25 protein-coding genes are annotated in these 23,095 nt (G+C 60.9%); 15 read left to right on the plus strand and 10 right to left on the minus strand.

From position 1 onward, the window contains the following. Positions 1–142: 142 nt before the first annotated feature. Positions 143–772, minus strand: coding sequence for a glutathione S-transferase family protein (locus DFO46_RS06285; RefSeq protein ID WP_120278161.1), 630 nt, complete (start codon positions 770–772; stop codon positions 143–145). 97 nt (positions 773–869) lie between these two features. On the opposite strand from DFO46_RS06285, the gene DFO46_RS06290 reads away from it, so the two are divergent. Beyond that, entirely contained in the window at positions 870–1,391 is a 522-nt protein-coding gene (locus DFO46_RS06290; RefSeq protein WP_147412743.1) for a hypothetical protein, read from the plus strand. A gap of 55 nt (positions 1,392–1,446) precedes the next feature. Here DFO46_RS06290 and DFO46_RS06295 read toward each other — a convergent pair whose 3' ends face one another. Next, positions 1,447–2,661, minus strand: a complete 1,215-nt coding sequence (locus tag DFO46_RS06295; protein WP_110790621.1) for an NADP-dependent isocitrate dehydrogenase — start codon at positions 2,659–2,661, stop codon at positions 1,447–1,449. Positions 2,662–2,916: 255 nt separating this feature from the next. Here DFO46_RS06295 and DFO46_RS06300 point away from each other — a divergent pair, with 255 nt between their 5' ends. From DFO46_RS06300 to DFO46_RS06330, 7 genes are all read left to right on the plus strand, one after another. Continuing rightward, positions 2,917–3,447 (plus strand): hypothetical protein, encoded by a 531-nt coding sequence (locus DFO46_RS06300; RefSeq protein ID WP_245408849.1) that lies wholly within the window; start codon positions 2,917–2,919, stop codon positions 3,445–3,447. Between the two features lie 106 nt (positions 3,448–3,553). Then, positions 3,554–4,033 (plus strand): hypothetical protein, encoded by a 480-nt coding sequence (locus DFO46_RS06305; RefSeq protein ID WP_120276719.1) that lies wholly within the window; start codon positions 3,554–3,556, stop codon positions 4,031–4,033. Between the two features lie 67 nt (positions 4,034–4,100). Further along, entirely contained in the window at positions 4,101–4,937 is an 837-nt protein-coding gene (locus DFO46_RS06310; protein WP_110790619.1) for an RNA methyltransferase, read from the plus strand. Then, positions 4,906–5,745 carry a glutamate racemase gene (gene murI, locus DFO46_RS06315; protein WP_110790996.1) on the plus strand — a complete coding sequence of 280 codons (840 nt, stop codon included), beginning with the start codon at positions 4,906–4,908 and terminating at the stop codon, positions 5,743–5,745. Before DFO46_RS06310 ends, murI begins: the two co-directional genes overlap by 32 nt. A 117-nt stretch (positions 5,746–5,862) precedes the next feature. Next, positions 5,863–7,143, plus strand: a complete 1,281-nt coding sequence (locus tag DFO46_RS06320) for a hemolysin family protein (protein ID WP_120276720.1) — start codon at positions 5,863–5,865, stop codon at positions 7,141–7,143. 430 nt (positions 7,144–7,573) lie between these two features. Beyond that, a complete protein-coding gene (locus DFO46_RS06325; RefSeq protein WP_120276721.1) occupies positions 7,574–7,810 on the plus strand; it encodes a DUF1127 domain-containing protein in 237 nt (78 codons plus the stop codon). Between the two features lie 271 nt (positions 7,811–8,081). Next, on the plus strand, positions 8,082–9,608 hold the full coding sequence (locus DFO46_RS06330) for an ATP-binding protein (RefSeq protein WP_183041849.1): 1,527 nt from the start codon (positions 8,082–8,084) through the stop codon (positions 9,606–9,608). Between the two features lie 32 nt (positions 9,609–9,640). On the opposite strand, the gene pepT is transcribed toward DFO46_RS06330, so the two are convergent. From pepT to DFO46_RS06345, 3 genes are all read right to left on the minus strand, one after another. Continuing rightward, positions 9,641–10,876: a peptidase T gene (gene pepT, locus DFO46_RS06335; RefSeq protein ID WP_120276723.1), complete on the minus strand. Its 1,236-nt coding sequence runs from the start codon at positions 10,874–10,876 to the stop codon at positions 9,641–9,643. Continuing rightward, a complete protein-coding gene (locus DFO46_RS06340; protein ID WP_120276724.1) occupies positions 10,873–11,727 on the minus strand; it encodes a D-alanyl-D-alanine carboxypeptidase family protein in 855 nt (284 codons plus the stop codon). Before DFO46_RS06340 ends, pepT begins: the two co-directional genes overlap by 4 nt. Before the next feature lie 159 nt (positions 11,728–11,886). Beyond that, positions 11,887–12,879 (minus strand): TerC family protein, encoded by a 993-nt coding sequence (locus DFO46_RS06345; protein WP_110790613.1) that lies wholly within the window; start codon positions 12,877–12,879, stop codon positions 11,887–11,889. Positions 12,880–13,214: 335 nt separating this feature from the next. On the opposite strand from DFO46_RS06345, the gene rpsD reads away from it, so the two are divergent. From rpsD to DFO46_RS06370, 5 genes are all read left to right on the plus strand, one after another. Further along, on the plus strand, positions 13,215–13,832 hold the full coding sequence (gene rpsD / locus DFO46_RS06350) for a 30S ribosomal protein S4 (protein WP_110790612.1): 618 nt from the start codon (positions 13,215–13,217) through the stop codon (positions 13,830–13,832). Positions 13,833–13,942: 110 nt separating this feature from the next. Next, on the plus strand, positions 13,943–14,869 hold the full coding sequence (locus DFO46_RS06355; RefSeq protein ID WP_120276725.1) for a glutaminase: 927 nt from the start codon (positions 13,943–13,945) through the stop codon (positions 14,867–14,869). A gap of 44 nt (positions 14,870–14,913) precedes the next feature. Continuing rightward, positions 14,914–15,801 carry a tRNA 2-thiocytidine(32) synthetase TtcA gene (ttcA, locus tag DFO46_RS06360; protein ID WP_110790610.1) on the plus strand — a complete coding sequence of 296 codons (888 nt, stop codon included), beginning with the start codon at positions 14,914–14,916 and terminating at the stop codon, positions 15,799–15,801. Positions 15,802–15,979: 178 nt separating this feature from the next. Beyond that, positions 15,980–17,185, plus strand: coding sequence for a lipase (locus DFO46_RS06365; RefSeq protein ID WP_110790609.1), 1,206 nt, complete (start codon positions 15,980–15,982; stop codon positions 17,183–17,185). After that, positions 17,182–17,763 carry a protein-S-isoprenylcysteine O-methyltransferase gene (locus DFO46_RS06370; protein WP_110790608.1) on the plus strand — a complete coding sequence of 194 codons (582 nt, stop codon included), beginning with the start codon at positions 17,182–17,184 and terminating at the stop codon, positions 17,761–17,763. The genes DFO46_RS06365 and DFO46_RS06370 overlap by 4 nt, the downstream gene beginning before the upstream one ends. 17 nt (positions 17,764–17,780) lie before the next feature. Here DFO46_RS06370 and DFO46_RS06375 read toward each other — a convergent pair whose 3' ends face one another. Then, on the minus strand, positions 17,781–18,398 hold the full coding sequence (locus DFO46_RS06375; protein WP_120276726.1) for a thioesterase domain-containing protein: 618 nt from the start codon (positions 18,396–18,398) through the stop codon (positions 17,781–17,783). Between the two features lie 176 nt (positions 18,399–18,574). Between DFO46_RS06375 and DFO46_RS06380 the strand changes: the two genes are divergently transcribed. Next, complete coding sequence (locus tag DFO46_RS06380) at positions 18,575–19,399, plus strand: inositol monophosphatase family protein (protein ID WP_110790606.1); 825 nt, start codon at positions 18,575–18,577, stop codon at positions 19,397–19,399. A 59-nt stretch (positions 19,400–19,458) separates the two neighbouring features. Here the strand turns inward: DFO46_RS06380 and DFO46_RS06385 are convergent, their stop codons facing one another. The 3 genes from DFO46_RS06385 to DFO46_RS06395 form a co-directional block, all read right to left on the minus strand. Further along, the gene (locus DFO46_RS06385) at positions 19,459–20,664 is read right to left on the minus strand and encodes a multidrug effflux MFS transporter (RefSeq protein WP_120276727.1); all 1,206 of its coding nucleotides are present in this window, start codon (positions 20,662–20,664) and stop codon (positions 19,459–19,461) included. Positions 20,665–20,792: 128 nt separating this feature from the next. Then, a complete protein-coding gene (grxD, locus tag DFO46_RS06390; protein ID WP_110790604.1) occupies positions 20,793–21,125 on the minus strand; it encodes a Grx4 family monothiol glutaredoxin in 333 nt (110 codons plus the stop codon). Between the two features lie 98 nt (positions 21,126–21,223). Then, positions 21,224–21,445, minus strand: coding sequence for a hypothetical protein (locus tag DFO46_RS06395; RefSeq protein WP_110790603.1), 222 nt, complete (start codon positions 21,443–21,445; stop codon positions 21,224–21,226). 122 nt (positions 21,446–21,567) lie between these two features. Here DFO46_RS06395 and DFO46_RS06400 point away from each other — a divergent pair, with 122 nt between their 5' ends. After that, the gene (locus DFO46_RS06400) at positions 21,568–22,710 is read left to right on the plus strand and encodes a hypothetical protein (RefSeq protein ID WP_120278162.1); all 1,143 of its coding nucleotides are present in this window, start codon (positions 21,568–21,570) and stop codon (positions 22,708–22,710) included. A 70-nt stretch (positions 22,711–22,780) separates the two neighbouring features. On the opposite strand, the gene DFO46_RS06405 is transcribed toward DFO46_RS06400, so the two are convergent. Beyond that, entirely contained in the window at positions 22,781–23,014 is a 234-nt protein-coding gene (locus tag DFO46_RS06405) for a BolA family transcriptional regulator (protein ID WP_062278593.1), read from the minus strand. Between the last annotated feature and the right edge of the window lie 81 nt (positions 23,015–23,095).

The following is a 23,095-nucleotide window of genomic DNA, read 5'->3' on the forward strand; positions in this document are numbered from 1 at the left end:
CCGATTTCGTCTGGCATGCGCGGGTTCCGACGATGAAAGTGTTCCACATCAACAGACGCTATAGGACACTGAGTCCGGCTCTCTTTGCAATCGGCGGCTTTATCCACCTGCCCGTTCGCTGCGGCGGCGCTAACCCGTCGGGTCAGCTCGGCGTCTTCTGCATTTCGGCAGCAGCTGTATCGTCGAGCCTGCGGGCGCGTTGGTAGGCCGGGCGCGCGGAAAGTCCGGCGAAATAGGTCTCGAAGACGGGGCGTCGTTCGACCGAGCCGAACTGTAAGCCCCAGCCGATATGGGCGCCGACATAGACATCGGCTGCAGAAAATCGATCGCCGGCGACGAATTCGCGATCGGTCAGCGCGATTTCCAGGGTGTCCATGACCGTTTCAAACGAGCCGTAGCCGACCATGCCCTTGAGATCGAGTGGGACTTCGACCTTGAGGCTGCGATTGGTCGAGGCTGCCTCCAGAGGACCGGCCACAAAAAACATCCAGCGGTAGTAGTCGCCGCGCTGGCGTGGCTGTGGTGCAAGGCCCGCTGCGGGAAAGGCATCGGCCAGATAGGCGCAGATGGCGGCGCACTCGGTGACGATGGTCTCGCCATGGCGGATTGCGGGCACCTTGCCCATCGGATTGATCCGCCGATAGGTGTCGGACTTCATTTCAGGGCCGTAGGCGACGAAATGGGTCTCGTATGGCTCGCCGAGTTCTTCCAGCATCCAGCGGGCAATCCGCCCGCGCGACATGGGATGTGTGTAGAAATGCAGTTCTGACATGATCATTCTCCCTTTGCCGACAGTTATCCCCGGACAGGGCTGCTTTGGTCACTTGGCCCTGTTGTCCAGCGTTGCCGTTTTTGATTACAGTTTTCCCATGGCCAATGACAACAGACCTTTCCTTCTTGTCGCCTATCCGGCGCGTGCCGTGCCTCTACTCGGCGTCACCCTGCTCACGATCGTCTTTGCCGTCGCCTTCGGCGGCGTGCTCACACAGTTGCTGGGGGGAGGTTTCGGATCGTTCATCAGCTTCTTCTATATCGCGCTGGTTGCCTTGAGCTTTCTCGGATTGCATCGAAGCTTTCGGCGTATCGTCGTGGCGCTGAAGCCCGCGCTGGAACTGAATGAAGAGGAAATTGTCGACTACCGGACCGATACCCGCATTCCCTGGGAAACCATCGTCGAGTTCGAGCAAAGACGCGACGGGCGACAGACCTTCATGCGTTTTCGCTATCTTGACGAGGAAACGCCGGAGCGGGAGCTGATTGCCGATGTGCTCTTGAGTGGTCTCAGCGTTTCCAGTGTGCGGCTGGCGAACCGGATCCGGGAGCACTTTGCCCGGATCGATGCTCAAGATCTCGATCCCGGCATCGATCAAGAGGGCGCTGCCGAGGCATGAAAAAACCCGGCCATTGCTGGCCGGGTTGATGATGATTGCTTATGGCATTCGCCGATCAGGCGGCCATGGCCTTCTTCAGGTTTTCGTCGACCTTGTCGAGGAAGGCGGTCGTCGACAGCCACGGCTGATCAGGGCCGATGAGCAGCGCCAGATCCTTGGTCATGTAGCCGGCTTCGACGGTGTCGATGCAGACCTTTTCGAGCGTCGTTGCGAAACGGGCGAGTTCCGCATTGTCGTCGAGCTTGGCGCGGTGGGCAAGGCCACGGGTCCAGGCGAAGATCGAGGCGATCGAGTTGGTCGAGGTTTCCTGGCCCTTCTGGTGCTGACGGTAGTGGCGCGTCACTGTGCCGTGTGCGGCTTCGGCTTCAACCGTGCGGCCATCGGGGGACAGAAGAACCGAGGTCATCAGGCCGAGCGAGCCGAAGCCCTGGGCAACCGTGTCGGACTGGACGTCGCCGTCGTAGTTCTTGCAGGCCCAGACGTAGCCGCCGGACCACTTCAGAGCGGAGGCGACCATGTCGTCGATCAGGCGATGTTCGTAGACGATGCCGGCTTCGTCGAACTTCGCCTTGAACTCGGTCTGGTAGACTTCTTCGAAGATATCCTTGAAGCGGCCGTCATAGGCCTTGAGGATGGTGTTCTTGGTCGACAGGTAGACCGGCCACTTGCGCATCAGCCCGTACATCATCGAAGCGCGGGCGAATTCGCGGATCGATTCGTCGAGGTTGTACATGGCAAGTGCCACGCCGGCGCCCGGCGCGTTGTAGACTTCCTTCTCGATCACTTCGCCGTCTTCGCCGACGAACTTGATCGTCAACTTGCCCTTGCCGGGGAACTTGAAGTCGGTTGCCTTGTACTGGTCACCGAAGGCGTGACGGCCGACCACGATCGGCTTGGTCCAGCCGGGAACAAGGCGGGGAACGTTCTTGCAGATGATCGGCTCGCGGAAGATGACGCCGCCGAGGATGTTGCGGATCGTGCCGTTCGGGCTCTTCCACATTTCCTTGAGGTTGAATTCCTTCACGCGGGCTTCGTCCGGCGTGATCGTCGCGCACTTGATGCCAACGCCGTGCTTCTTGATGGCGTGAGCAGCATCGACCGTCACCTGGTCGTTGGTGGCATCGCGGTTTTCAACCGATAGGTCGTAGTATTCGATGTCGAGATCCAGGTAGGGCAGGATCAGTTTTTCCTTGATGAACTGCCAGATGATGCGGGTCATCTCGTCGCCGTCGAGATCGACGACCGGGTTGGCTACCTTGATCTTGGTCATGAATATCCTCACGGAGTTTGCCTGACGCGCAGGCCAAGGGGAGGGCGCTGCGCCAATGGCCTGCCTATAACATTCTCTCACGGCAAGGCAAACAGTGCTGAGGCGTTCCGGACAAAAACTGCCCCCGCGACTTTCGGCTGAGATGCCGGCATTCTCCCAAACTTGGACCGGGCCTACAGCGCTCATTCGCGCTAGGAGAGTGGTCTACCCATGCGCCTGTCCGTGACGCCGCTTGAAACCGGGAAAGAGATTTGCATGAAGACGATGAAGGCTGGTTTGTTCATGCTCGCGTTGATGTCCGGTGCCGGACCGGCACTCGCCGTCGACATGACGGCGCCGGTGCGCGAGATCGTCGAGGCGACTGCGCGCAATTGGGAAGAGGGGGCGAGTGGCACCGAAGAGGAGGTCTTCAGCGAGGACCGACTTAAACGTCTGTTCAGTGCCGAGTTTGTCGCTGCCTTTCGCGCGGCATCGAAGAACCCGCCGTATGACATCCCGGAGGGTGAGACGACGGGCTTCCCGTTCGACTACGACCCAATTGCCCAGGGGCAGGACGGTTGCCCCTTCAAGAATATCCGAATCGAAGATGATGGCGACGGTCAGGTCACAGCGCTTTTCGACAACCGCAGTTGTTCTTCGGACGCAGCTGGCGCTGCCGATACGGTCTTGATCTTCCATGTCGAGACCGAAAACGGGCGGGCGGTGATCGACGATATCTATCCTGTCGTCGACGGCAATTCCGGCAATTCGATCAAGCAGGATCTGAAGGTCCAGGGTGGCGAGTAGCGAGGCGGCGATGACGAAACCTGTCCATATTGCCATAGCATTTGTATCGACACTCTTATCGCTTCCTGCCTTTGCAGCCGACCCCGCTGATCCCGTGAGGACGGTCATGGCGGTTGCCGGCTGGAATGGCGAAGGCCAGCCTGCAGTCGAAGCACAGGGATATTTCGACGAGAGCCTTCTTGCGTCGATTTATAGCAGCAGTTTCGTCGAGGTTTACCGGCTCGCCCAAAAGGTGGACGAACTCCAGGATGGCCAGGGCTATATGACTGGCTATGACGTGGTGATCGGCGGCCAGGATTCCTGTCCGCTGAAGGATGTCCGCTTCGAGACACTCACGCCTGTTGGTGCGGTGACGCCGGTCGCCGTCTACTTCGATGCGATGTCCTGCTTTGGACACGCGCCGAACCTGAAGGAGCCGGGCACGATCTTCCATGTGATCGAGCAGGATGGACATTACGTCATCGACAACTTCTGGAACCGTGACTACGCGGCCGGGAATATCGAGACGTCGGTGAAAGCCGAATATGCCGCGCTCACCCATTCGTATCTCGACTTTCTGGTCACGGGATCCTGGCCCAAGCAGTGACCCGCCCCTTTGCGGCGCGGTGAATTTGTGCGAATGGGAGCCCGGATTGTTTCAAGAAGGGCGGATCATGGCGGGAACGAACAGCGAGCGCATCATGCTGGCGGAAGGGCCAGCAATCATTCTGGTGGAGCCGCAGCTTGGCGAAAACATCGGAATGGTGGCGCGCGCGATGGCGAATTTCGGCCTGGTGGAACTGCGCCTGGTCAAGCCGCGCGACGGCTGGCCGTCCGACAAGGCCCGTGCTGCCGCCTCCAAGGCTGATCACGTCATCGACGGGGCCGTCGTCTACGACACATTGGAAGAGGCGATCGCCGACCTCAATTTCGTCTACGCGACGACCGCGCGGGGGCGTGACGGGTTCAAGCCGGTTCGATCGCCCGTGACGGCGGCCGAGACCCTGCGCCACAAGTTCAGGGCGGGCGAAAAGACCGGTATCCTGTTTGGCCGGGAAAAATCCGGTCTGTCGAACGAAGACGTCGCACTGGCCGACGAAATCGTCACTTTCCCGGTCAATCCTGCCTTTGCCTCTCTCAACATCGCACAGGCGGTGCTGTTGATGTCCTACGAGTGGATGAAGTCCAGCATGGACGATGTGCATGCGGTGCCTTTCGACGCACCCGAGCAGCCCATGGCGACAAAGGACGAACTTGTCGGCCTGTTCGATCATGTCGAGGAAGCACTCGATGCGCGCGGCTATTTTCATCCGCCGCATAAAAAAGCCAGGATGGTAGAGAATTTAAGGGCGGTGCTGAGCCGGCGCGCTTTCACCACGCCCGAGATCCATGTGGTCCGGGGCGTGATTTCCTCCCTCGACCGTTTCTCGCGGCGGGGGCAGAGAGCCCCGGCAGTCCCAGTGGCGGGTGATGAGGATGCTGATACAGATGGTCAAGCCGGCACCGAATGAACTGAAGCCCATCCTGGTTTTCGATTCCGGGATCGGTGGGCTGACCGTGCTGCGCGAGGCGCGGCTTTTGATGCCCGAACGTGGCTTCATCTATGTTTCCGACGATGCCGGCTTTCCATATGGCCGTTGGGAGGAGGCACCGCTCAAGGCCCGCGTGATCGACGTGTTTCGAGACCTGCTCGAGCGCTACGACCCCGAGGCCGTGATCGTTGCCTGCAACACCGCCTTCACGCTGGTCGGTGCCGAGCTGCGCGAAGCTTTTCCCGCCATGCGCTTCATCGGGACGGTGCCGGCGATCAAGCCGGCGGCCGAGCGGACGCGGTCCGGTCTCGTCTCGGTGCTCGCCACGCCCGGTACCGTGCGCCGCGCCTATACCCGTGATCTCATCCAGTCGTTTGCTTCGCAATGCCATGTCCGGTTGGTCGGGTCCGAGAACCTTGCGCGCATGGCAGAAGCCTATATCCGGGGCGAGACACTGGATGACGAGGCGGTGCGCGCCGAGATCGCGCCCTGTTTCGTTGAGAAGGATGGCGCGCGAACCGATATCGTCGTGCTCGCCTGCACCCATTATCCGTTCCTCGCCAATGTCTTTCGCAAGCTGGCACCCTGGCCGGTCGACTGGCTCGATCCGGCGGAGGCCATTGCCCGCCAGGCACGAAGGCTCGTTCCGCTGGTCGAGGATGCTGAACATCCGGACGGCTTCGATTTTGCCGTCTTTACATCCGGCCGGCAGGACTTTCCCACACGCCGGTTGATGCAGGGCATGGGACTTGCCGTTTCCGAACAGCCTGCGATCGCTCTGGCTTGATGCCACCCATTCGCGACGGCGAATGCCTTTCGGCTTTTTCGCTCGTGTTCGTCGTGTTAGTAGCTATGGGCTATTGGCCGGCCATGCTGCCGGTGTAGAGGAGCCTTGCTCAGCGTTTTGTTCATCGAGATTTCAATCGTCTTTTTCCTGACCGTGCTCAACGGCATTCTGGCCATGTCTGAACTTGCCGTGGTTTCGGCCCGTCCGGCCCGTCTGAAAGTGCTGGCCGAGCAGGGAAGCCGCGGCGCCGAGACCGCACTTCGCCTCGCCTCCGATCCGGGACGCTTCCTGTCCACCGTGCAGATCGGCATCACCCTGGTCGGCGTTCTCTCCGGGGCCTTTTCCGGCGCCACGCTCGGCGCGCGCCTCTCCACGTGGCTGGGTGCCCAAGGCCTGTCGGAGACCGCGTCCGATGCACTCGGCGTCGGGTCTGTCGTCATGCTCATCACCTATCTGTCGCTGATCGTCGGGGAACTGGTGCCGAAACAGGTGGCACTGCGCAATGCCGAGGCGGTTGCCGCCCGGATGGCGCCGTTCATGTCGATCCTGTCCAAGGTCGCGGCCCCGCTCGTCTGGCTGCTCGACGGATCTGGCAAGCTGATCCTTTCCCTGCTCGGGCAGAGCGGCGATGCCGGCGGAAGGGTGACGGACGAGGAAATCCGCACGGTGCTCGCCGAAGCGCATAGCGCCGGGGTCATCGAGGCTGGCGAATCCGCGATGCTGAGCGGGGTGATGCGCCTTGCCGACCGAACGGCCCGCGGGTTGATGACGCCGCGTCGCGACGTGCTGATCCTTGACGTCGAGGATACGATCGACGAGGTGCGCGAGGTGCTGCGCGACAGCCCGCATTCACGTATCCCGGTGCGACGGGGCGATTCCGACGAGATCATCGGTGTGTTGCTTGCCAAGACCCTCTATGAGCGGCTCGCCATGGGCAATGCCGCTGATCTCGCAAGCCTGGTTTCGGACGTTCCCGTGGTCTCCGATCTCTCCAAGGCGACCGACATCATCGAGGCATTGCGCCGGACCCCGCTGCACATGGTGCTCGTCTACGACGAATATGGCCATTTTGAAGGGATCGTCACCTCAGGGGATATCCTCGAAGCCATCACCGGCGCCTTCCAGCAGGATGCCTCCGAGGAACAGGCGATGTTCCAGCGCGAGGATGGTTCCTATCTGGTCGCCGGCTGGACGCCGATCGACGAGTTCGTTGACATCATTCGTGTGCCTGTCGATCCCGATCTCGACTACACCACCGTTGCAGGCTTCGTGCTGGACGAGATGAAACGCATTCCGGAACTCGGCGAGAGCTTCGTGAAGGGCGACTGGCGTTTCGAAGTCGTGGACCTTGACGGCCGACGGATCGACAAGCTGCTGGTTTCCCGACATCAGGGGTAAGCAGAGAATGGTCAGGGCCTGGACCTGACCGATCTTCACGGTGTCGCTTCGCCTGCGACAATCTGTTGCATCTGTGCAACGGATGTTCTGAAGTTTTGCAATCCCGAATTGCGGGGTTGCAGGCGCCGATTCGGCGTGGCATGTTCCCTTCATCCGCAACTTAAGCAACAGGAGGCGACTGATGACTCATTCTTCGACGCATATGCGCCTCTCTGGCGGATCGGTGTTTGCATATTCTCCGGCCATCCTCGGCTGCGTGCGAACCACCCGCTGATCGTTCATTCGATCAGTTTCTCCGCCTTTTCAGGCATTTTCATCCTACTGACGTGAATGGCCCCCGGCGCGCGTAGTCGTGTCTTCAGGCTCGATCCGCGTCGTTTTTCATCACCGAAAGGACCTGGGCGCCGTCGCGTTCCGGGGCGGAAAAATCATGCACAAAGATCAATCACTGGTTGAGGTCCCTCTCAACGACAGAATCCACGAACTGGTCGAGCGTTTCGGCCCATGGCGGACTGCACTTGCGGTTCTGTTTGCGGCTTGGCGGCAGCGGAAGATCCGCAATGTCGCCTCTGGTCTCTCGCCGCGCATGCTTGAGGACATCGGCTTGCCGGTGGACGAAGTCCAGCGGCTGCCTCCGCGGATGTCGCTGTGGGACATCAGGCTCTAATTCCGGCATTCCGGCTCCGCACGCCTTGTGGAGCCGGAGGCAGGCTGCTGTCCCCTGTCGGTGGCGGCTTTGCTTGGTGATCGCGACTTCGGACTGCTACATAAATCGAACCAGCGAATCGCCAAGGTGGATCGCGTGCGACAACGCCCCGTATTCCGGCCTTTCGCACAGCATTGCCTGTGGGTTTCTTGCGCCATCCTCGGACGGAAGGGCGCAAGTCTGTTAGAGACGTCTGGTCAATGCATTCATGGGCATTCAGGAGACTGCGCAGTTGAAAGTCGGAATCGATATGGGAACGGTGCAGGGCGGTCAGCCTGCCAAGCTCGATATCGAGGAGCTTCTTGCCACCCGTCTTCTCGTGCAGGGCAATTCCGGCTCCGGCAAGTCGCATCTGCTGCGTCGCCTGCTCGAACAGTCCGCGCCATGGGTCCAGCAGGTCATCATCGATCCCGAGGGTGATTTCGTTACGCTCTCGGACAAATATGGCCATGTGGTCGTGGACGGTGAGCGCACCGAGGCGGAACTGGTCGGTATCGCCGACCGTATCCGCCGTCACCGGGTCTCCTGCGTGCTGACGCTCGAAGGGCTCGATGTCGAACAGCAGATGCGCGCGGCCGGTGCCTTCCTCAACGGTCTCTTCGATGCAGACCGTGAATTCTGGTATCCGGTGCTTGTGGTCGTCGACGAGGCGCAGATGTTTGCCCCCGCCGTCGGTGGTGACGTGTCGGAAGACGCGCGCAAGGTGTCGCTCGGTGCGATGACCAATCTGATGTGCCGCGGCCGTAAACGCGGGCTTGCCGGCGTCATCGCCACGCAGCGCCTCGCCAAACTTGCCAAGAACGTCGCAGCGGAAGCCTCGAACTTCCTGATGGGCCGCACATTCCTCGATATCGACATGGCGCGCGCCGCCGATCTCTTGGGCATGGACCGGCGCCAGGCGGAGATGTTCCGCGACCTGCAGCGCGGCAATTTCGTGGCGCTGGGTCCGGCTCTCTCGCGCCGCCCGCTGCCGATCGTGATCGGGACCGTCGAAACCTCGGCGCGTTCATCGTCGCCGCTCCTGATGCCGCTGCCGGATGCGCCGCAGGATGTCGAGGATCTGATCTTCACGCCCGATCCGGAAGAATTTACCCGTCCGATCGTCCGACGCGCGCCGCCGGCCCCGCGTCCGACCACGGATATTCTCGCCGAGCTCTCGCGCTCGACACCTGCTTCTGATGTGCCGATCAATGCTGATGCTTCAGCGCCATCGCGCCATTCGGAAATGTCGGCGGAGGAACGCGAGGAGCGACTGTCGGCCGTGCTCTCGGAAATCCTCGCCGATCCCCAGGCGGCGTACCGCACAGACAGCGTGCTCTATCAGGAGTTCCTGGTGCGCGCCCGCATGCGCCGTGTCTCCGGCCCGCCGATGCCGATGGGCGAATTCCGCCGCCGCGTGGCGGTCGCGCGCGCCGGCGTCGATGAGGAGACGGCGGCGAGTGAAGGCTGGCAGACGGCCTTGTCGCTTTCTGTGCGGGTGTCCGACGATTTGCAGGGCGTGTTCCTGCTGCTGGCTAAGGCAGCACTCCGCAACGAGGAATGCCCGTCCGACATGCGCATCGCCCGTGCCTATGGCACCCATTCGGCACGGCGTGCGCGTCGTCTGCTCGGCTATTTCGAGGAGCAGGGCCTGGTCGTCGTGCATACCGACTTTTCCGGCAAGCGCATTGTCGCCTTCCCGGATCTCGAGGCTGAAACGCGCCCCGGAGATCCCAATCAGGTGGACGCCGAGGCGCCGTCACAGTCGGCCGCCGAATAACGGTCTTCGGCGGCAACCTTCCGCGAGCGGCCTTAAGTCGCCCGCTCTTCCCAGACCTGTACCAGGGCAACGATCGTTTCCGCCGCCTTTTCCATGTCCTGCACACTCACCCATTCGAGTGGCGAGTGATAGGCGTGGCCGCCGGTAAAGATGTTGGGGCAGGGCAGGCCCATGAAGGACAGGCGCGAGCCGTCCGTGCCGCCACGAATGCTGTGCAACACCGGCTCCAGGCCCACACGACGCACGGCTTCGGCGAGATTGTCCATGATCTCGGGATGACGGTCGAGGACCTGCTTCATGTTGCGGTATTGCTGCTTGACCGTGAAGGTCATGGTTGAGCCGGGATAGCCCGACAGCACGTCTTCGGCGATCGCCTTCAAGAGTGCTTCTTTTTCCACAAGTCCTGCATCGTCGAAGTCGCGGATGATCAGTTGCAGATGGGCGCTCTCCATGCTGCCGGAAAGATCGACCGGGTGGATGAAGCCGACGCGGCCGTCCGTTGTCTCAGGTGCAATGTCGCGCGGCAGGCGGGCGACAATGTCGCTGGCGATCTTGATCGCGTTTTCCATCTTGCCCTTGGCGTAACCGGGATGCATGGCGACGCCTGAGATGTCGATCGTCACGCCATCGGCCGAGAAGGTCTCGTTTTCGATCTCGCCGACGGTGGATCCATCCAGCGTATAGGCAAAGCGGGCGCCGAGCTTTTCGAGGTTCACCTTGTCGGCGCCGCGACCGATCTCCTCGTCGGTGGTGAAGAGGATCTTGATCGTCCCGTGGGGGATGTTCGGATTGGCCAGCAGATGGGCCGCCGCCGTCATGATCTCGGCAATGCCCGCCTTGTCGTCGGCGCCGAGAAGTGTCGTACCGTCAGTCGTAACGATGTCATTGCCGATCTGGCTCTTCAACTGCGGATGTGCTTCGACACGGATCACCTGGCCGCTGTCGCCGGGAAGCGTGATGTCGCCGCCCTGATAGTTGCGCAGGATCTGCGGGCAAACATTGGTGCCGGTGAAGTCAGGAGCCGTATCCATGTGGCTGCAGAAGCAGATGACGGGCACGTCCTTGGACGTGTTGCCCGGGATGGTCGCATAGACATTGCCGTGTTCGTCGAGATGGGCATCGGACAAGCCCAGCGCCAGCAATTCGGCGGTCAGCAGGCGGCCGAGATCCTTCTGCTTTTCCGTCGATGGCTGCGCGCCCGAGGCGGGATCCGACTGGGTGTCGATGACGACATAACGGAGAAAGCGGTCGAGAACGGTATCGCTCATGGTGTCTGTCCCTGGATCTTGATGGACGTCTGGCTGGCTTTGACGGGTACAGGTCCGAGATGCTTCTCGAAAAGGCCAATGATCTCGGTGTTGCGGGCGTCGTTGCTCGAAGCCCCGAGCACCACGCCCACCAGGCGGCGTTCGCCATTCGTGGCCGATGTCACGATGTTGTACCCGGCGGCCTTGGTGTAGCCGGTCTTGATGCCGTCGCCACCGGGATAGCGGACGAGGAACGGATTGTGGCCGCGCAACTTCATGCCACGGAACGTCATGCCGCGCGAGGCAAACAGCTTGTACTCCTCGGGAAAGTCGCGGATCAGCGCAAGGCCGAGGCGGGCCATGTCGGTCGCGGTGGTCACCTGGGCGGGGTCGGGCAGGCCGGAAGGGTTGGTGAAGACCGTGTCGTTCATGCCGAGCTTGTGCGCCTTGACGGTCATGACCACGCCAAAGGCAGCCTCGGAGCCTGCCAGCGTTTCGGCCACGGCGGTTGCCGCGTCATTGGCCGACAGCACCACCATGCCCATCACCGCCTCGCGCACGCTGATCGTATTGCCGGCGCCGATCGCAAACTTGTAGGGTTCCTTGTCATTCGCGTTCTTGGAAATCACCAGCCGCTGATCCCAGGACAGTCGTCCCGAATGCAGCGCTTCGAAGGTCAGATACAGCGTCATCATCTTGGTGAGCGACGCCGGATAGGTGATGGCGTCTGGGTTCATGGACGCCAGCACCTCGCCCGTCTCGGCATCCACCAGGATGTTGGCATGCGTGGCCGCTTTTGCGCTGGTGGCGGCAAGCGGCAGGGAAAGACACAACAAGGCGAGCAGGCAGAAACGAGACAAACGCAGGATCATCGGGGGAGACGCAAGTTGTTGGCGGGACCCACGGGATAGCGGAGTTCGCCTCGCCTGTCAGCACTTGCTGCCTAATCGGCCGGGGATTGTCTGGGCAAAACCGCAAGCCGCAACGAAAAGGGGCGGCCCGAGAGCCGCCCCTTACACGTGTTGCCCGCGTTAGTGGCCGGTGCCGTGCTTCTCGGGCAGGGCGTTTCTTGTCGCCCAGAGAGAGCCGAGGATACCAGCCGCAAGGATGCCGAGGGTGACCGTCAGCGAGACCACAGGCGGGATCTTGGCCAGTCCCAGCATGTCGGCGAGGAAGATCTTCGAGCCGATGAAGATCAGCACGACCGACAGCGCGTATTTGAGATATGCGAAGCGGTGGATCAGGGCAGAGAGCGCGAAATAGAGGGCGCGCAGGCCGAGGATCGCGAAGATGTTCGAGGTGTAGACGATATAGGGGTCGGTTGTGATCGCGAAGATCGCCGGGATCGAGTCGACGGCGAAGATGACGTCGGCCAGTTCCACCATCACCAGCGCCAGGAAGAGCGGCGTGATGAAGGTCTTCAGCTTTCCGGTCTTCTCGTCCGGTTCGCGAACGAAGAAGTGCTCCTTGCGCAGGCCGTCGGTGACCGGCAGCTTGCGCCGCAGGAACTTCAGGACCGGGTTGGAGGACACGTCATATTCCTGGTCGGCGGTCAGCAGCATCTTGATGCCAGTGCCGATGAGGAAGGCCGCGAAGATATAGAGAACCCAGCTATAGTTCTCGACGATTGCAGCACCTGCCGCAATCATGATGCCGCGCAGGACGATCACGCCGAGAATGCCCCAGAGCAGGACGCGGTGTTGATAGGCTCTGGGAATGGAGAAGTAGCTGAAGATCATCGCGATGACGAAGATATTGTCCATCGCGAGGCTTTTTTCGACCACGAAACCTGTGAGGTATTCGAGGCCGGCCTGTTCGCCGCTCTGGTACCAGAGCCAGCCACCGAAGGCGAGGCCGAGGGTGATATAGAAGGCCGAGAGGGCGAAACTCTCCTTGATGCCGATCTCGCGGCTGTCCTTATGAAGAACCCCGAGATCGAGAGCGAGGAGGAAGAGAACGACGACGACGAAAGTGAGCCACATCCAGGCAGGCTTGCCCAGAAAATCAATCCAAAGAAAATCCACGATGGGGTTTCCCTTGCCGGATAGTTGAGGATCGCAGCTCCGACATCACGGGAATCCGGCACTCGCGTCAGAGGGGCCCGGTGCTGCGTCGTCAAGAGATGGTTTTGTTCTTGCCTGTTTCAAGTCTCGTTGTTGACATTTTTGACCAAGCCCACTAATGACGCCCCAACGCCGGGCCGAAATGCCCGGTGTTTGTTTTAACATGTCCCGTGGTTTTCTCCGTTCGCTGACGCGAGAATCCTGTCAGAGCTTCGAAAAAGGAGGCTCAGAGGAGGGCGTGTTTCCTTGAGGCGGTTTGGTAACAAACCGTCCTAACGTGTTGAGAAGGAAATACGATGAGCAAGCGCGCATCATCCAAGTACAAAATCGATCGCCGTATGGGCGAAAACATCTGGGGCCGTCCGAAGTCCCCGGTCAACCGTCGCGAATACGGCCCGGGCCAGCACGGCCAGCGCCGCAAGGGCAAGCTTTCCGACTTCGGCGTGCAGCTGCGCGCCAAGCAGAAGCTCAAGGGCTACTACGGCGACATCAGCGAGAAGCAGTTCCGCGCTGCTTACGATGAAGCCAACCGTCGCAAGGGCGACACCGGCGAAAACCTGATCGGCCTGCTTGAGTCGCGCCTGGACGCCATCGTCTACCGCGCCAAGTTCGTTCCGACGATCTTCGCTGCCCGCCAGTTCGTCAACCATGGCCACGTCACGGTCAACGGCGTTCGCGTCAACATCGGTTCCTACCGTTGCAAGGCCGGCGACGTCATCGAAGTTCGTCAGAAGTCGAAGCAGCTCGTCATCGTTCTGGAATCGGTCCAGCTCGCCGAGCGCGACGTTCCTGACTACATCGAAGTCGACCACAACAAGATGGTTGCCACGTTTGCGCGCGTCCCGACCCTGACGGACGTCCCGTATGCGGTCATCATGGAACCGAATCTGGTCGTCGAATTCTACTCGCGTTAATTCTTCGCGATACGGATTTGTGGAAAGCCGCCCTTCGGGGCGGCTTTTTTTGTTTGCAGTGCGGGAGAGAGCCGCGATGATGCCGCCAGAACGGTGCAAGGGGATGGGATATGGATCTGCAGCAGATTGCCGACGAGATCGTCCAGGCGCTGGAGCCGCGTCTGGGCGAGGGCAAAGTTGCCGACTACATCCCCGAACTTGCCCGGGTGGACCCGAAACAGTTCGGCATTGCGATCACCACCGTCGATGGCCAGACCTTCAAGGCCGGTGATGCCGATACCTCCTTCTCGATCCAGAGCATTTCCAAGGTCTTCATGCTGACTTTGGCCCTCGGAAAGGCGGGCGAGGCGATCTGGAAGCGGGTCGGTCGCGAGCCGTCAGGCTCGTCCTTCAATTCGATCGTGCAGCTCGAACATGAACACGGCATCCCGCGCAATCCCTTCATCAATGCCGGTGCGATCGTCGTCACCGACATGGTGCTGGCCGGTCACAAGCCGCGCGAGGCTATCGGCGAATACCTGCGTTTCATGCGTTATCTCGCCGATGACGAGAGCCTCTCCATCGACGAGAAAGTGGCGCAGTCGGAGCAGAAGACCGGCTACCGGAATTTCGCGCTGGCCAATTTCATGCGCGGTTTCGGCAATCTCGACCATCCGGTCGAGCACACGCTTGGCGTCTATTTTCACCAATGCGCGCTGGCGCTCTCCTGCGTGCAGCTCTCCCATGCCGGACTGTTTCTGGCCAATCGCGGCACCAATCCGCTGACCGGTTTCTCGGTGGTCTCGCCGAAGCGGGCGCGGCGCATCAATGCGCTGATGCTGATGTGCGGGCATTACGACGGCTCGGGAGACTTCGCCTATCAGGTCGGCCTGCCCGGCAAGTCCGGTGTTGGTGGCGGCATCCTCGCGGTGGCACCCGGAAAGGCTTCGATCGCGGTGTGGTCGCCCGGTCTCAACAAGGTCGGCAACTCGGCGCTCGGCTCGGCCGCACTCGAAATGCTGGCCACGCGCACGGGCTGGTCGGTGTTCGGGGCTTGATCTTCCGGGCCGCAACGGGCATTGCAGGGCGAACGGAGCCGTAGATGAACCTCGCCACCACGATCGACAGCCAGAATGCAGCCGCATTGGAGGCCGAGGACGAGTTCGACCTCGCGACCGTTCACCCCGTTTTTGCCCAGGCGCCAGGCTCCGTTTCGTTCAACAAGCTGCGCAAGCGGCTGATCCGTCAGGTGCGCCAGGCGCTTGCCGATTTCGACATGCTGAAGGGCCAGAAACGCTGGCTGGTTGGCCTGTCGGGGGGCAAGGACAGCTATGGCCTGCTCGCCATCCTTCTTGACCTGCAATGGCGCGGTCTGCTTTCGGTCGAACTCGTGGCCTGCAATCTGGACCAGGGGCAACCGAATTTCCCCAAGCATGTCCTGCCGGACTATCTGGCGTCCATTGGGGTGAAACACCGGATCGAATATCGCGACACCTATTCGATCGTGAAGGAGAAGGTGCCCAGCGGCGGCACCTATTGTTCCCTCTGTTCGCGTCTGCGGCGGGGCAATCTCTACCGGATCGCCCGCGAAGAAGGATGCGATGCGCTGGTGCTTGGGCATCATCGCGAGGATATTCTTGAAACCTTCTTCATGAACTTCTTCCATGGCGGTCGGCTCTCGGCCATGCCGGCCAAACTGCTCAACGACGAGAAGGATCTCTTCGTCCTGCGTCCGCTTGCCTATGCCGCAGAAGACGACATGGCGCGGTTTGCTGAAGCCATGGCCTTCCCGATCATCCCTTGCGATCTCTGCGGCTCGCAAGATGGGCTCCAGCGCAATGCGATGAAGGAGATGCTGTCAGGCATCGAAGCGCGAATGCCGGGCCGGAAGGATGCGATGCTGCGGGCACTCGGTCATGTCGATCCGTCTCATCTGCTTGATCCGAAATTGTTCGATTTCGCCGGACTGATGGCGGCGCCCCGCGACTGAGTGCATGGCCTTTCACGGTCAGCATTGGGTGTCCTGGACAATTTTCGCCGCTCTTGCACAATTTCCCCGGCTTTGCGCACCCTGCGGACTGTCCTTAAGGCAGCTTGCACTTTAGAAAGTCAGAAAGGGGCCGGTTCGCACGAACGAGCCGGGTGGATGAACGAGTGTGGGAGTGTGGATGACTGAGGAATCTCAGGCGTCGGTCGCGCGGCGTGCCGTCTTTCTGGTCGGTGGTTATGAGCGCAACGATTCGGCCGGGTTCTTTCGCAGGATCGGTCGTGAGATGGCCCGGTTCAGTGCCTGCTGGGGAGTGGCCGCGCGGATGGAGGAGCCGGTACCGGCGCCGGGCGGAATCGCTGCGACGGCGCGGGTCCACTATCATGGCGCCGACGGCGACTGCGTCAGCGACCTGACCTTCCTCAGCTTCGACGATCTGGTCAAACGTGACGGGTCCAGGCCCTTTGTCGTTCGGCTCTGGGTCTATCTGATCTCCTTCCTCGACTATGTCTTCAGCGGGACGATGTTTCGCTTCTTCGGGACCAACTGGCGTTTCGCGCTCTATTTTCTTTATCCGGCCGTGGCGCTCATGGCGTTCGCCGGAGCAGGGTGTTTCGTCTATCGGCTGGTGAGGTTTGCCGGCTTTCCGGGAAGCATGATCGTTGCCGTTCTGGTCGGCATGCTCGTCGCCTATGCTGCGGGGCGTTTCATCGGCCGGCGCTATTTCGTCTTCCACCTGATGGATCTCTGGTCGTTCAGCCGCGAGCATCTGCGCGGCCGCCGGCCGGACATGGATCTGCGTCTCGATGCGTGGTCACGGTTGATCGATGAGCGCTTGCGGGATGGTCGATATGACGAGGTGTTGCTCGTTGGCCATTCGACCGGTGGGGCGCTGATCCTTGACGTTGCCCATTTGTTGGCGGAGCGCCTGACGGGTGAGGGACGGGCAGTCGACTTTACCCTGCTCACGGTCGGATCAACTTCGCTCAAGGTCTGCCTGCATCCGGCAGCGGTGAGGGCGCGTCAACGGCTGGAGAACCTGTCTCGGTTTCCGGCACTGCGCTGGACCGAGTTCCAGGCGCTCACCGACATCATCAATTTCTACAAATGCGACCCCTACCGGCTCGCCGGTCTGACCCACCAGCGGAAGGATGCCTTTCCGCGCATGTTCCAGGTGCGGTTCAGAGAGATGCTGGTGTCGGAAAGCTATAAGCGGATCAAACGCAATTTCTTCCGCGTGCACTACCAGTTCATCTCGGCCAACAGTCGCCGCTATTTCTACGACTTCTTCCTGATCTGCTGTGGCACGCAGCGGCTCGAAGAGGTCGGTCCCGGCAGCGCGCCGGCTATCGCGCTCGTCGCCGAACAGACAAAGGTCGAAGCATGATCCGCATTTCCTTCATTCTCTGGGCCGTGATGCTCCTGGTGTGGTGCGCCATGCGCTATCCGGCGATGCGTCGGGCACGGCGGCAGAAGACGCGCGTCGACAACCGGACGGTGCTCGACATCTCTCTGCTGACGCTCTGTTTCCTCGGTCTTGTTGTCATGCCGATCGCCTGGCGTCTGGATCTGTTTTCAGACTTTGCCGATCGCGGCCAGCCTGTTCCCGTTCTCGTTCTTGGCATGTTGACCGGTGCCGTCTTCCTCTGGCTGTTTCGCCGCAGCCACAAGGATCTCGGGCGCAACTGGTCGGTCACGCTTGAAGTACGCGAAGGGCATCAACTGGTGACCGGCGGCGTCTATGCCCATGTCCGGCACCCGATGTACGCTTCGTTCCTGCTCTGGGGGCTCGCCCAGGTGTTGCTGATCCCGAACTGGATCGCGGGTTTTGCCGGGCTGGCTGCCGTGCTTGCGCTTTATGCGGTGCGACAGTCGCGCGAAGAGGCGATGATGCGCCAGACCTTTGGCGGCGAATACGACGCCTATTGTGCCCGCACGAAGCGACTCATTCCCGGCGTGTTCTGACGTATCCGGTTCGCGGTTCAGCGGGCGCGCAGGGCCGCCTTGATATCCCGGATGGTGCGATCATGCAGGCCGGGATTCTTGTCGATGTTGAAATGGCCGATGCCCTTGATGGCGGTGTCACCCTGGCGCAGGTTGATATTGGCAAGGTCGCCCTTGAAGCCCGGCATCGGGGTCACCGGTGACCAGAGGGTTTCGCCGCCGGTATAATAGTTCAAGGCCTTCTTGACGTTCCGCGGTACCGGGCCTTTGCCGGTCGGGTCGAAGCTGATGATCAAGGCGACAGGGATCTTCATCGGTTCCAGAGCGCGGGCGACGGCAAAGGTCATGTCGGCCCCCAGGGAATGGCCCACGAGCACGATCGGTCGCGCATCTTTCGAGGCCCGGTATTTTTCGGCGATGCGCCGGGCAAATGCATCTGTGTTCGGCAGCGACAAAACTTCAGCCTTCACGCCGTCTGCAGCAAGCTGCTTGCCCAGGGTGTCTAGCCCCGTGGAGAAGATATTTGCAAAGCCGCGGATCAGATAAACCTGACCGGTTTTCAGCTTGGGCTTGGACTTGAGTGCGGCTTCGGCGGGCAGGGCGGAGGTGATCAGGAGTGCCGACGCGGCTGCCAGCAGGGACCGTCTGGAAATCATGGAAGAATGCACTCCGACATGGCTGTGTTTTCGAAATCATGCATTTTTCACCGTGGCAAGCAACAGCAGCTTGGGGCCTTTCCAGCTGTACTTTGCGTCTTCCTTCCGGTTAGAAGAACCGCGTTGGGGCGGCGTCCAAGAATAGCCGGATTACCACGACGGAACGGAGAGATTTCATGACTGCCACGATCGATATCGCCGCCTTGGCCAACCTCCTGCAGGAGGCCGCCGTCGAGGAAATCCTGCCGCGTTTTCGTAACCTCGGCGAGGGTGACGTGCGCATGAAAACCGAGGCGATCGATCTCGTGACCGAGGCCGACGAGGCGGCCGAGCGCCTGATCCGAAAGGGTGTGTCCACGCTTCTTCCTGACGCCCTTTTCATCGGTGAGGAGGCGGTCGCTGCCGATCCGGAACTGCTTGGAAAACTCGCCGGTGCCGATCTGGCCGTGATCGTCGATCCGATCGACGGGACCTTCAATTTTGCGGCCGGGCTGACACTGTTCGGTGTCATGCTTGCGGTGGTGAGTAAGGGGGAAACTGTCGCCGGCATCATCTATGACCCGATCGGCAATGACTGGGCCCTGGTCGAGAAGGGTTCCGGTGCGTGGCTTTGCCGGCCCGATGGATCGCAGGAGCAGATGTTCGTCCGGCCGAGCCAGCCGCTCTCCCAGATGATCGGCATTGCGAATACCGGGTTCTTCGATATCGAAACCCGTCGCCGCCTGTTGACGAACCTCGCGGAGGTGCGGCTCTTCACCAGCTATCGCTGTGCGGCCCACGAATATCGTCTGCTCGGCCAGGGGCACATGGATTTTGCCATGTACAACAAGCTGATGCCCTGGGACCATCTCGGCGGTGCGCTGATGATGCAGGAGGCGGGCGCGCATGTCGCGCGCTTCGACGGATCTGCCTATCTGCCGCATCATACCGATGGTGGACTGCTGGTCGCGGCCGACCCGGATGCCTGGCGGGAATTGCGCGAGAAGATCTTTACCGTCTGAGAATGACAAAAGGCCCGGCATCGACCGGGCCTTTCGCTTTGAGCAGGTCGCTCTGTTGGTCAGACGGGCTTGTTTTGCGGGTGGAACAGGCGGCCCTTCTCACCGATCAGAACGAAGATCAGACCGATGAAGCCGACCACGAAGAAGCCCGTGACCATCGGCAGCGCTGTGCCGTCGAAGGCCTGGCCGATGGCCGCGCCGATCAGCGAGCCGCCGATCGTGCCCATGAAGCCGAGGACCGAGGACGCCGTGCCGGCGACGTGGCCGAGTGGTTCCATAGCCAGCGAGTTGAAGTTCGATCCGATCCAGCCGAACTGGAACATCGAGAGCGCAAAGAAGCTCAGGAACAGCGCAAACGGCATCGGCTGCGGGCCAACGACCTGGATCAGCAGCCACACGGCATTGATGAAGATGAAACCGAGCAGAGAAGCGTGCGACAGCTTGCGCATGCCGAAGCGGCCGACCAGCTTCGAGTTGACGAAGGACGACAGCGCCATGAACAATGCGACGGCGGCAAAAGCGACCGGGAACCAGACGCCGAGGCCGTAAATGCCCACATAGATCTGCTGGGCCGAATTGATGAATCCGAACAGCGCACCGAAAATGAAGGTGCTGGCCAGCGTGTAACAGAGGGCTACGCGGTTGGTGAGGACGATGCGGAAGCCGTCGAGGATAACCTTCGGCGTGAAGGCCCTGATATCCTCAGGCGCCAGCGTTTCCGGCAGGCGGATATACATCCAGGTCCCGACGATCAGTGCGATCATCGCCATGAAGACGAAGATCCAGTGCCAGTCCCCGAACAGCATGATCAATTGCCCGGTGCCCGGGGCGACGACCGGGATGACCATGAAGACCATCATGATCAGTGACATGACTTCTGCCATCTGCCGACCGCCGAAGACGTCGCGCACGATCGAGACGGTGATGACGCGGGTGGCGGCCGAACCGATGCCCTGGATGAACCGCAGGACGAGCAGCATGCCAAAGGACGGCACGAAGACGACGGCGAGCGAGGAGACAATGTAGATTCCGAGACCGAGGATCATCGGAATGCGGCGGCCGAGGCGGTCGGCGATCGGACCGTAGAACAGTTGCGCCAGACCGAAACCGATCAGATAGGCGGAAACCACGTATTGACGGTGGTTTTCGTTTTCGACGTTCAGCGCTGCTCCGATTTGCTGGAGGCCGGGAAGCATGATGTCGATGGCGAGCGCGTTCAGCGCCATCAGGAAGGCCATCAACGCGATAAATTCGGCGCGGCCCATCTTGCCCAGCGCTTTTTGCGCGGAGTGTAAGGAATCAGACACGGGAGAATACCTCTAAACGGCCAAAAGGCGTTGCCCGGGGCAACGCCTACTCAGCCTTGGAATGAAGATGCCTTGCGGCGAGCTTGTCAGGCGGCGCCGCGAACGGCGATACCCTGGTCTTCAAAATGCTTTTGCAATTCGCCGGCCTGGAACATCTCGCGGACGATGTCGCAACCGCCGACAAATTCGCCCTTGATGTAGAGCTGCGGAATGGTCGGCCAGTTGGAATACTGCTTGATGCCTTCGCGGATCTCCATGTCGGCCAGCACGTTGACGCCCTTGTAGTCGACACCGAGATAGTCGAGAATCTGGACCACCTGGCCGGAGAAGCCGCATTGCGGGAACTGCGGGCTGCCCTTCATGAACAGGACCACGTCGTTGGTCTTCACTTCGTTGTCGATGAAATCGTGGGCGCTCATGTCTTATCCTTTCACATGCCGGTCAAGGCGGCAGGTTTGCGTGCCGTACAAATAGCAAGAGCAATCCGCTTTTGCCAGTGCCGAGAGGCGAAGGTTTGTCAGGAACTGCGCTGGCGGCTGCGTTTGGCCGCCGTCCGGCGACGGCTCAATTGCTTCTTCGGCGCGGCGCGCTTGACCTTCTTCTTCACGAAACGGCCCGTTGTGCTGGAGCGTGTCTGCTGCTTGCGCCGGCTTGTGCGCTTGCTTGCCGGCTTTTTCAGAATTTCCTTCAGGACACCTTCGACGACATTCTTGACGATGTCGGAGACCAGATCAGCCATTCGTGTTCATCCTCCCGCCGTGGTGCACCCACTTCTGTTCCATTTCTCCTTTTAATCAGCGCAATTCTCGTCTAGCAAGCGCTGCCTGCGGTCGATCTGCAGTGAAACGAGTGACCGCCATCATGATCCATCGTCGTGTCGTCCTGCATTTTCCGGGTTTCGAGCCCTTGGATGCCGAGGCGCATCGCCAGCGATACCAAAGATCCGCAGCCCAAGCAGCGCGCGTCTGGGAAAGCCGCTTCGCCGTCGGGCCGATGTCCGGCACGCCTGAGAACGCGCATTTCATCGTTGATGCGGCTGGTGACGTTTGGGTCACCAGTAGCGAGATCCACATCCACGACCACAACGACCTGATCGCCAGCCTGCGTCGCGAAAGTCTCTGGCGGCAGATTGCTGCCGGGTTCCGTGCTGGTCTGGCACTCGTAATCCAGGGAGCCGCCTTTGCCTATTTCCGGCATGCCTGGCGTTTCGGCTTGTTCTTCCTGTTTCCCTACCTGTTCATCGCGCTCGGCATCGCCATTGGTGTCGAGATCGCGGCACTGCCTCTGACGATTGATCTCCACCCGCTCTGGCTTCTCCTCTCTCTGCCACTCGGCTATGCCGCCTTCCGTTACGGCTGGATGCGCCTTTCCGATCGTTACCATGTGCTGCATCTGCTGGCCGATTGGCGGTTGGCGGTTGCCATCGCCGAGAACGGGCAAGAGGTGGCGGCCTGGATCGAGCGGGAGGCAGATCGCGCCGAACGGGCACTTGTGACATCCGCAGACGAGATCCTCGTGACCTCGCACAGCATGGGTGCGAGCCTCGCCTTGTCGGTGATCGGCCGTCTGATCGAGCGGAACTCGCCGGTGTTGAGAGATCGGCGGATCACTTTCGTCACCCTGGGTGGGGCGGCTCTGCAATGCAGCCTTCTGTCGAGTGCGACGTTGCTGAGGCACAGGATCGGGCTTGTGGCGCGCCACACCCAGGTGGACTGGTTCGATATCCAGTGCCTGACCGACCCGATCCATCTCTACAAATGCCAGACGGTCGCGCTATCGGGCCATCCCGATGCGCCGCAGCCGAAGCTGGTCTTTGTGCGGTTCAAGAACGCCATGTCGGCCGAACGTTATGGCCGCAATCGCCGGGACTTCCTGCGCATGCACCGGCAATATGTGCTCGGCCCGGACCAGAAGAGCGGATTCGACTTCACCCTGATGACGGCCGGTCCCTTGCCGGCACTGTCATTTTCGGACCTGCACTCGGCACGGCCACCGGTTTTCTGACATTCCAAACCAAAAAAGCCTGCCGAGATTGCGGCAGGCTTTTCTCAACGCAGGTCAGTTCTGACCTCAATTATTCTGGAATGCTCGTCTGCAGGGCGAGTGCATGCAGAACACCCCCCATGTTGCCCTTGAGCGCGTCATAGACCATCTGGTGCTGCTGAACGCGGCTCTTGCCGCGGAAGGCTTCGGCGACAACCTCGGCGGCGTAGTGATCACCATCGCCGGCGAGGTCGCGGATGACGACCTTCGCTCCCGGAATGCCGGCCTTGATCATGTCTTCGATGTCGCCTGGTTTCATCGGCATGTAACGGATCCCTCATGCAAATCAGCAATGGCCGACTATCGGCCATCCGACCAGTTCTTTCAATGGGGATGGCAGTCGCTA

The sequence above is a fragment of the Rhizobium sp. AG855 genome, from assembly GCF_003610655.1.
Taxonomy (GTDB): Bacteria; Pseudomonadota; Alphaproteobacteria; order Rhizobiales; family Rhizobiaceae; genus Allorhizobium; species Allorhizobium wuzhouense.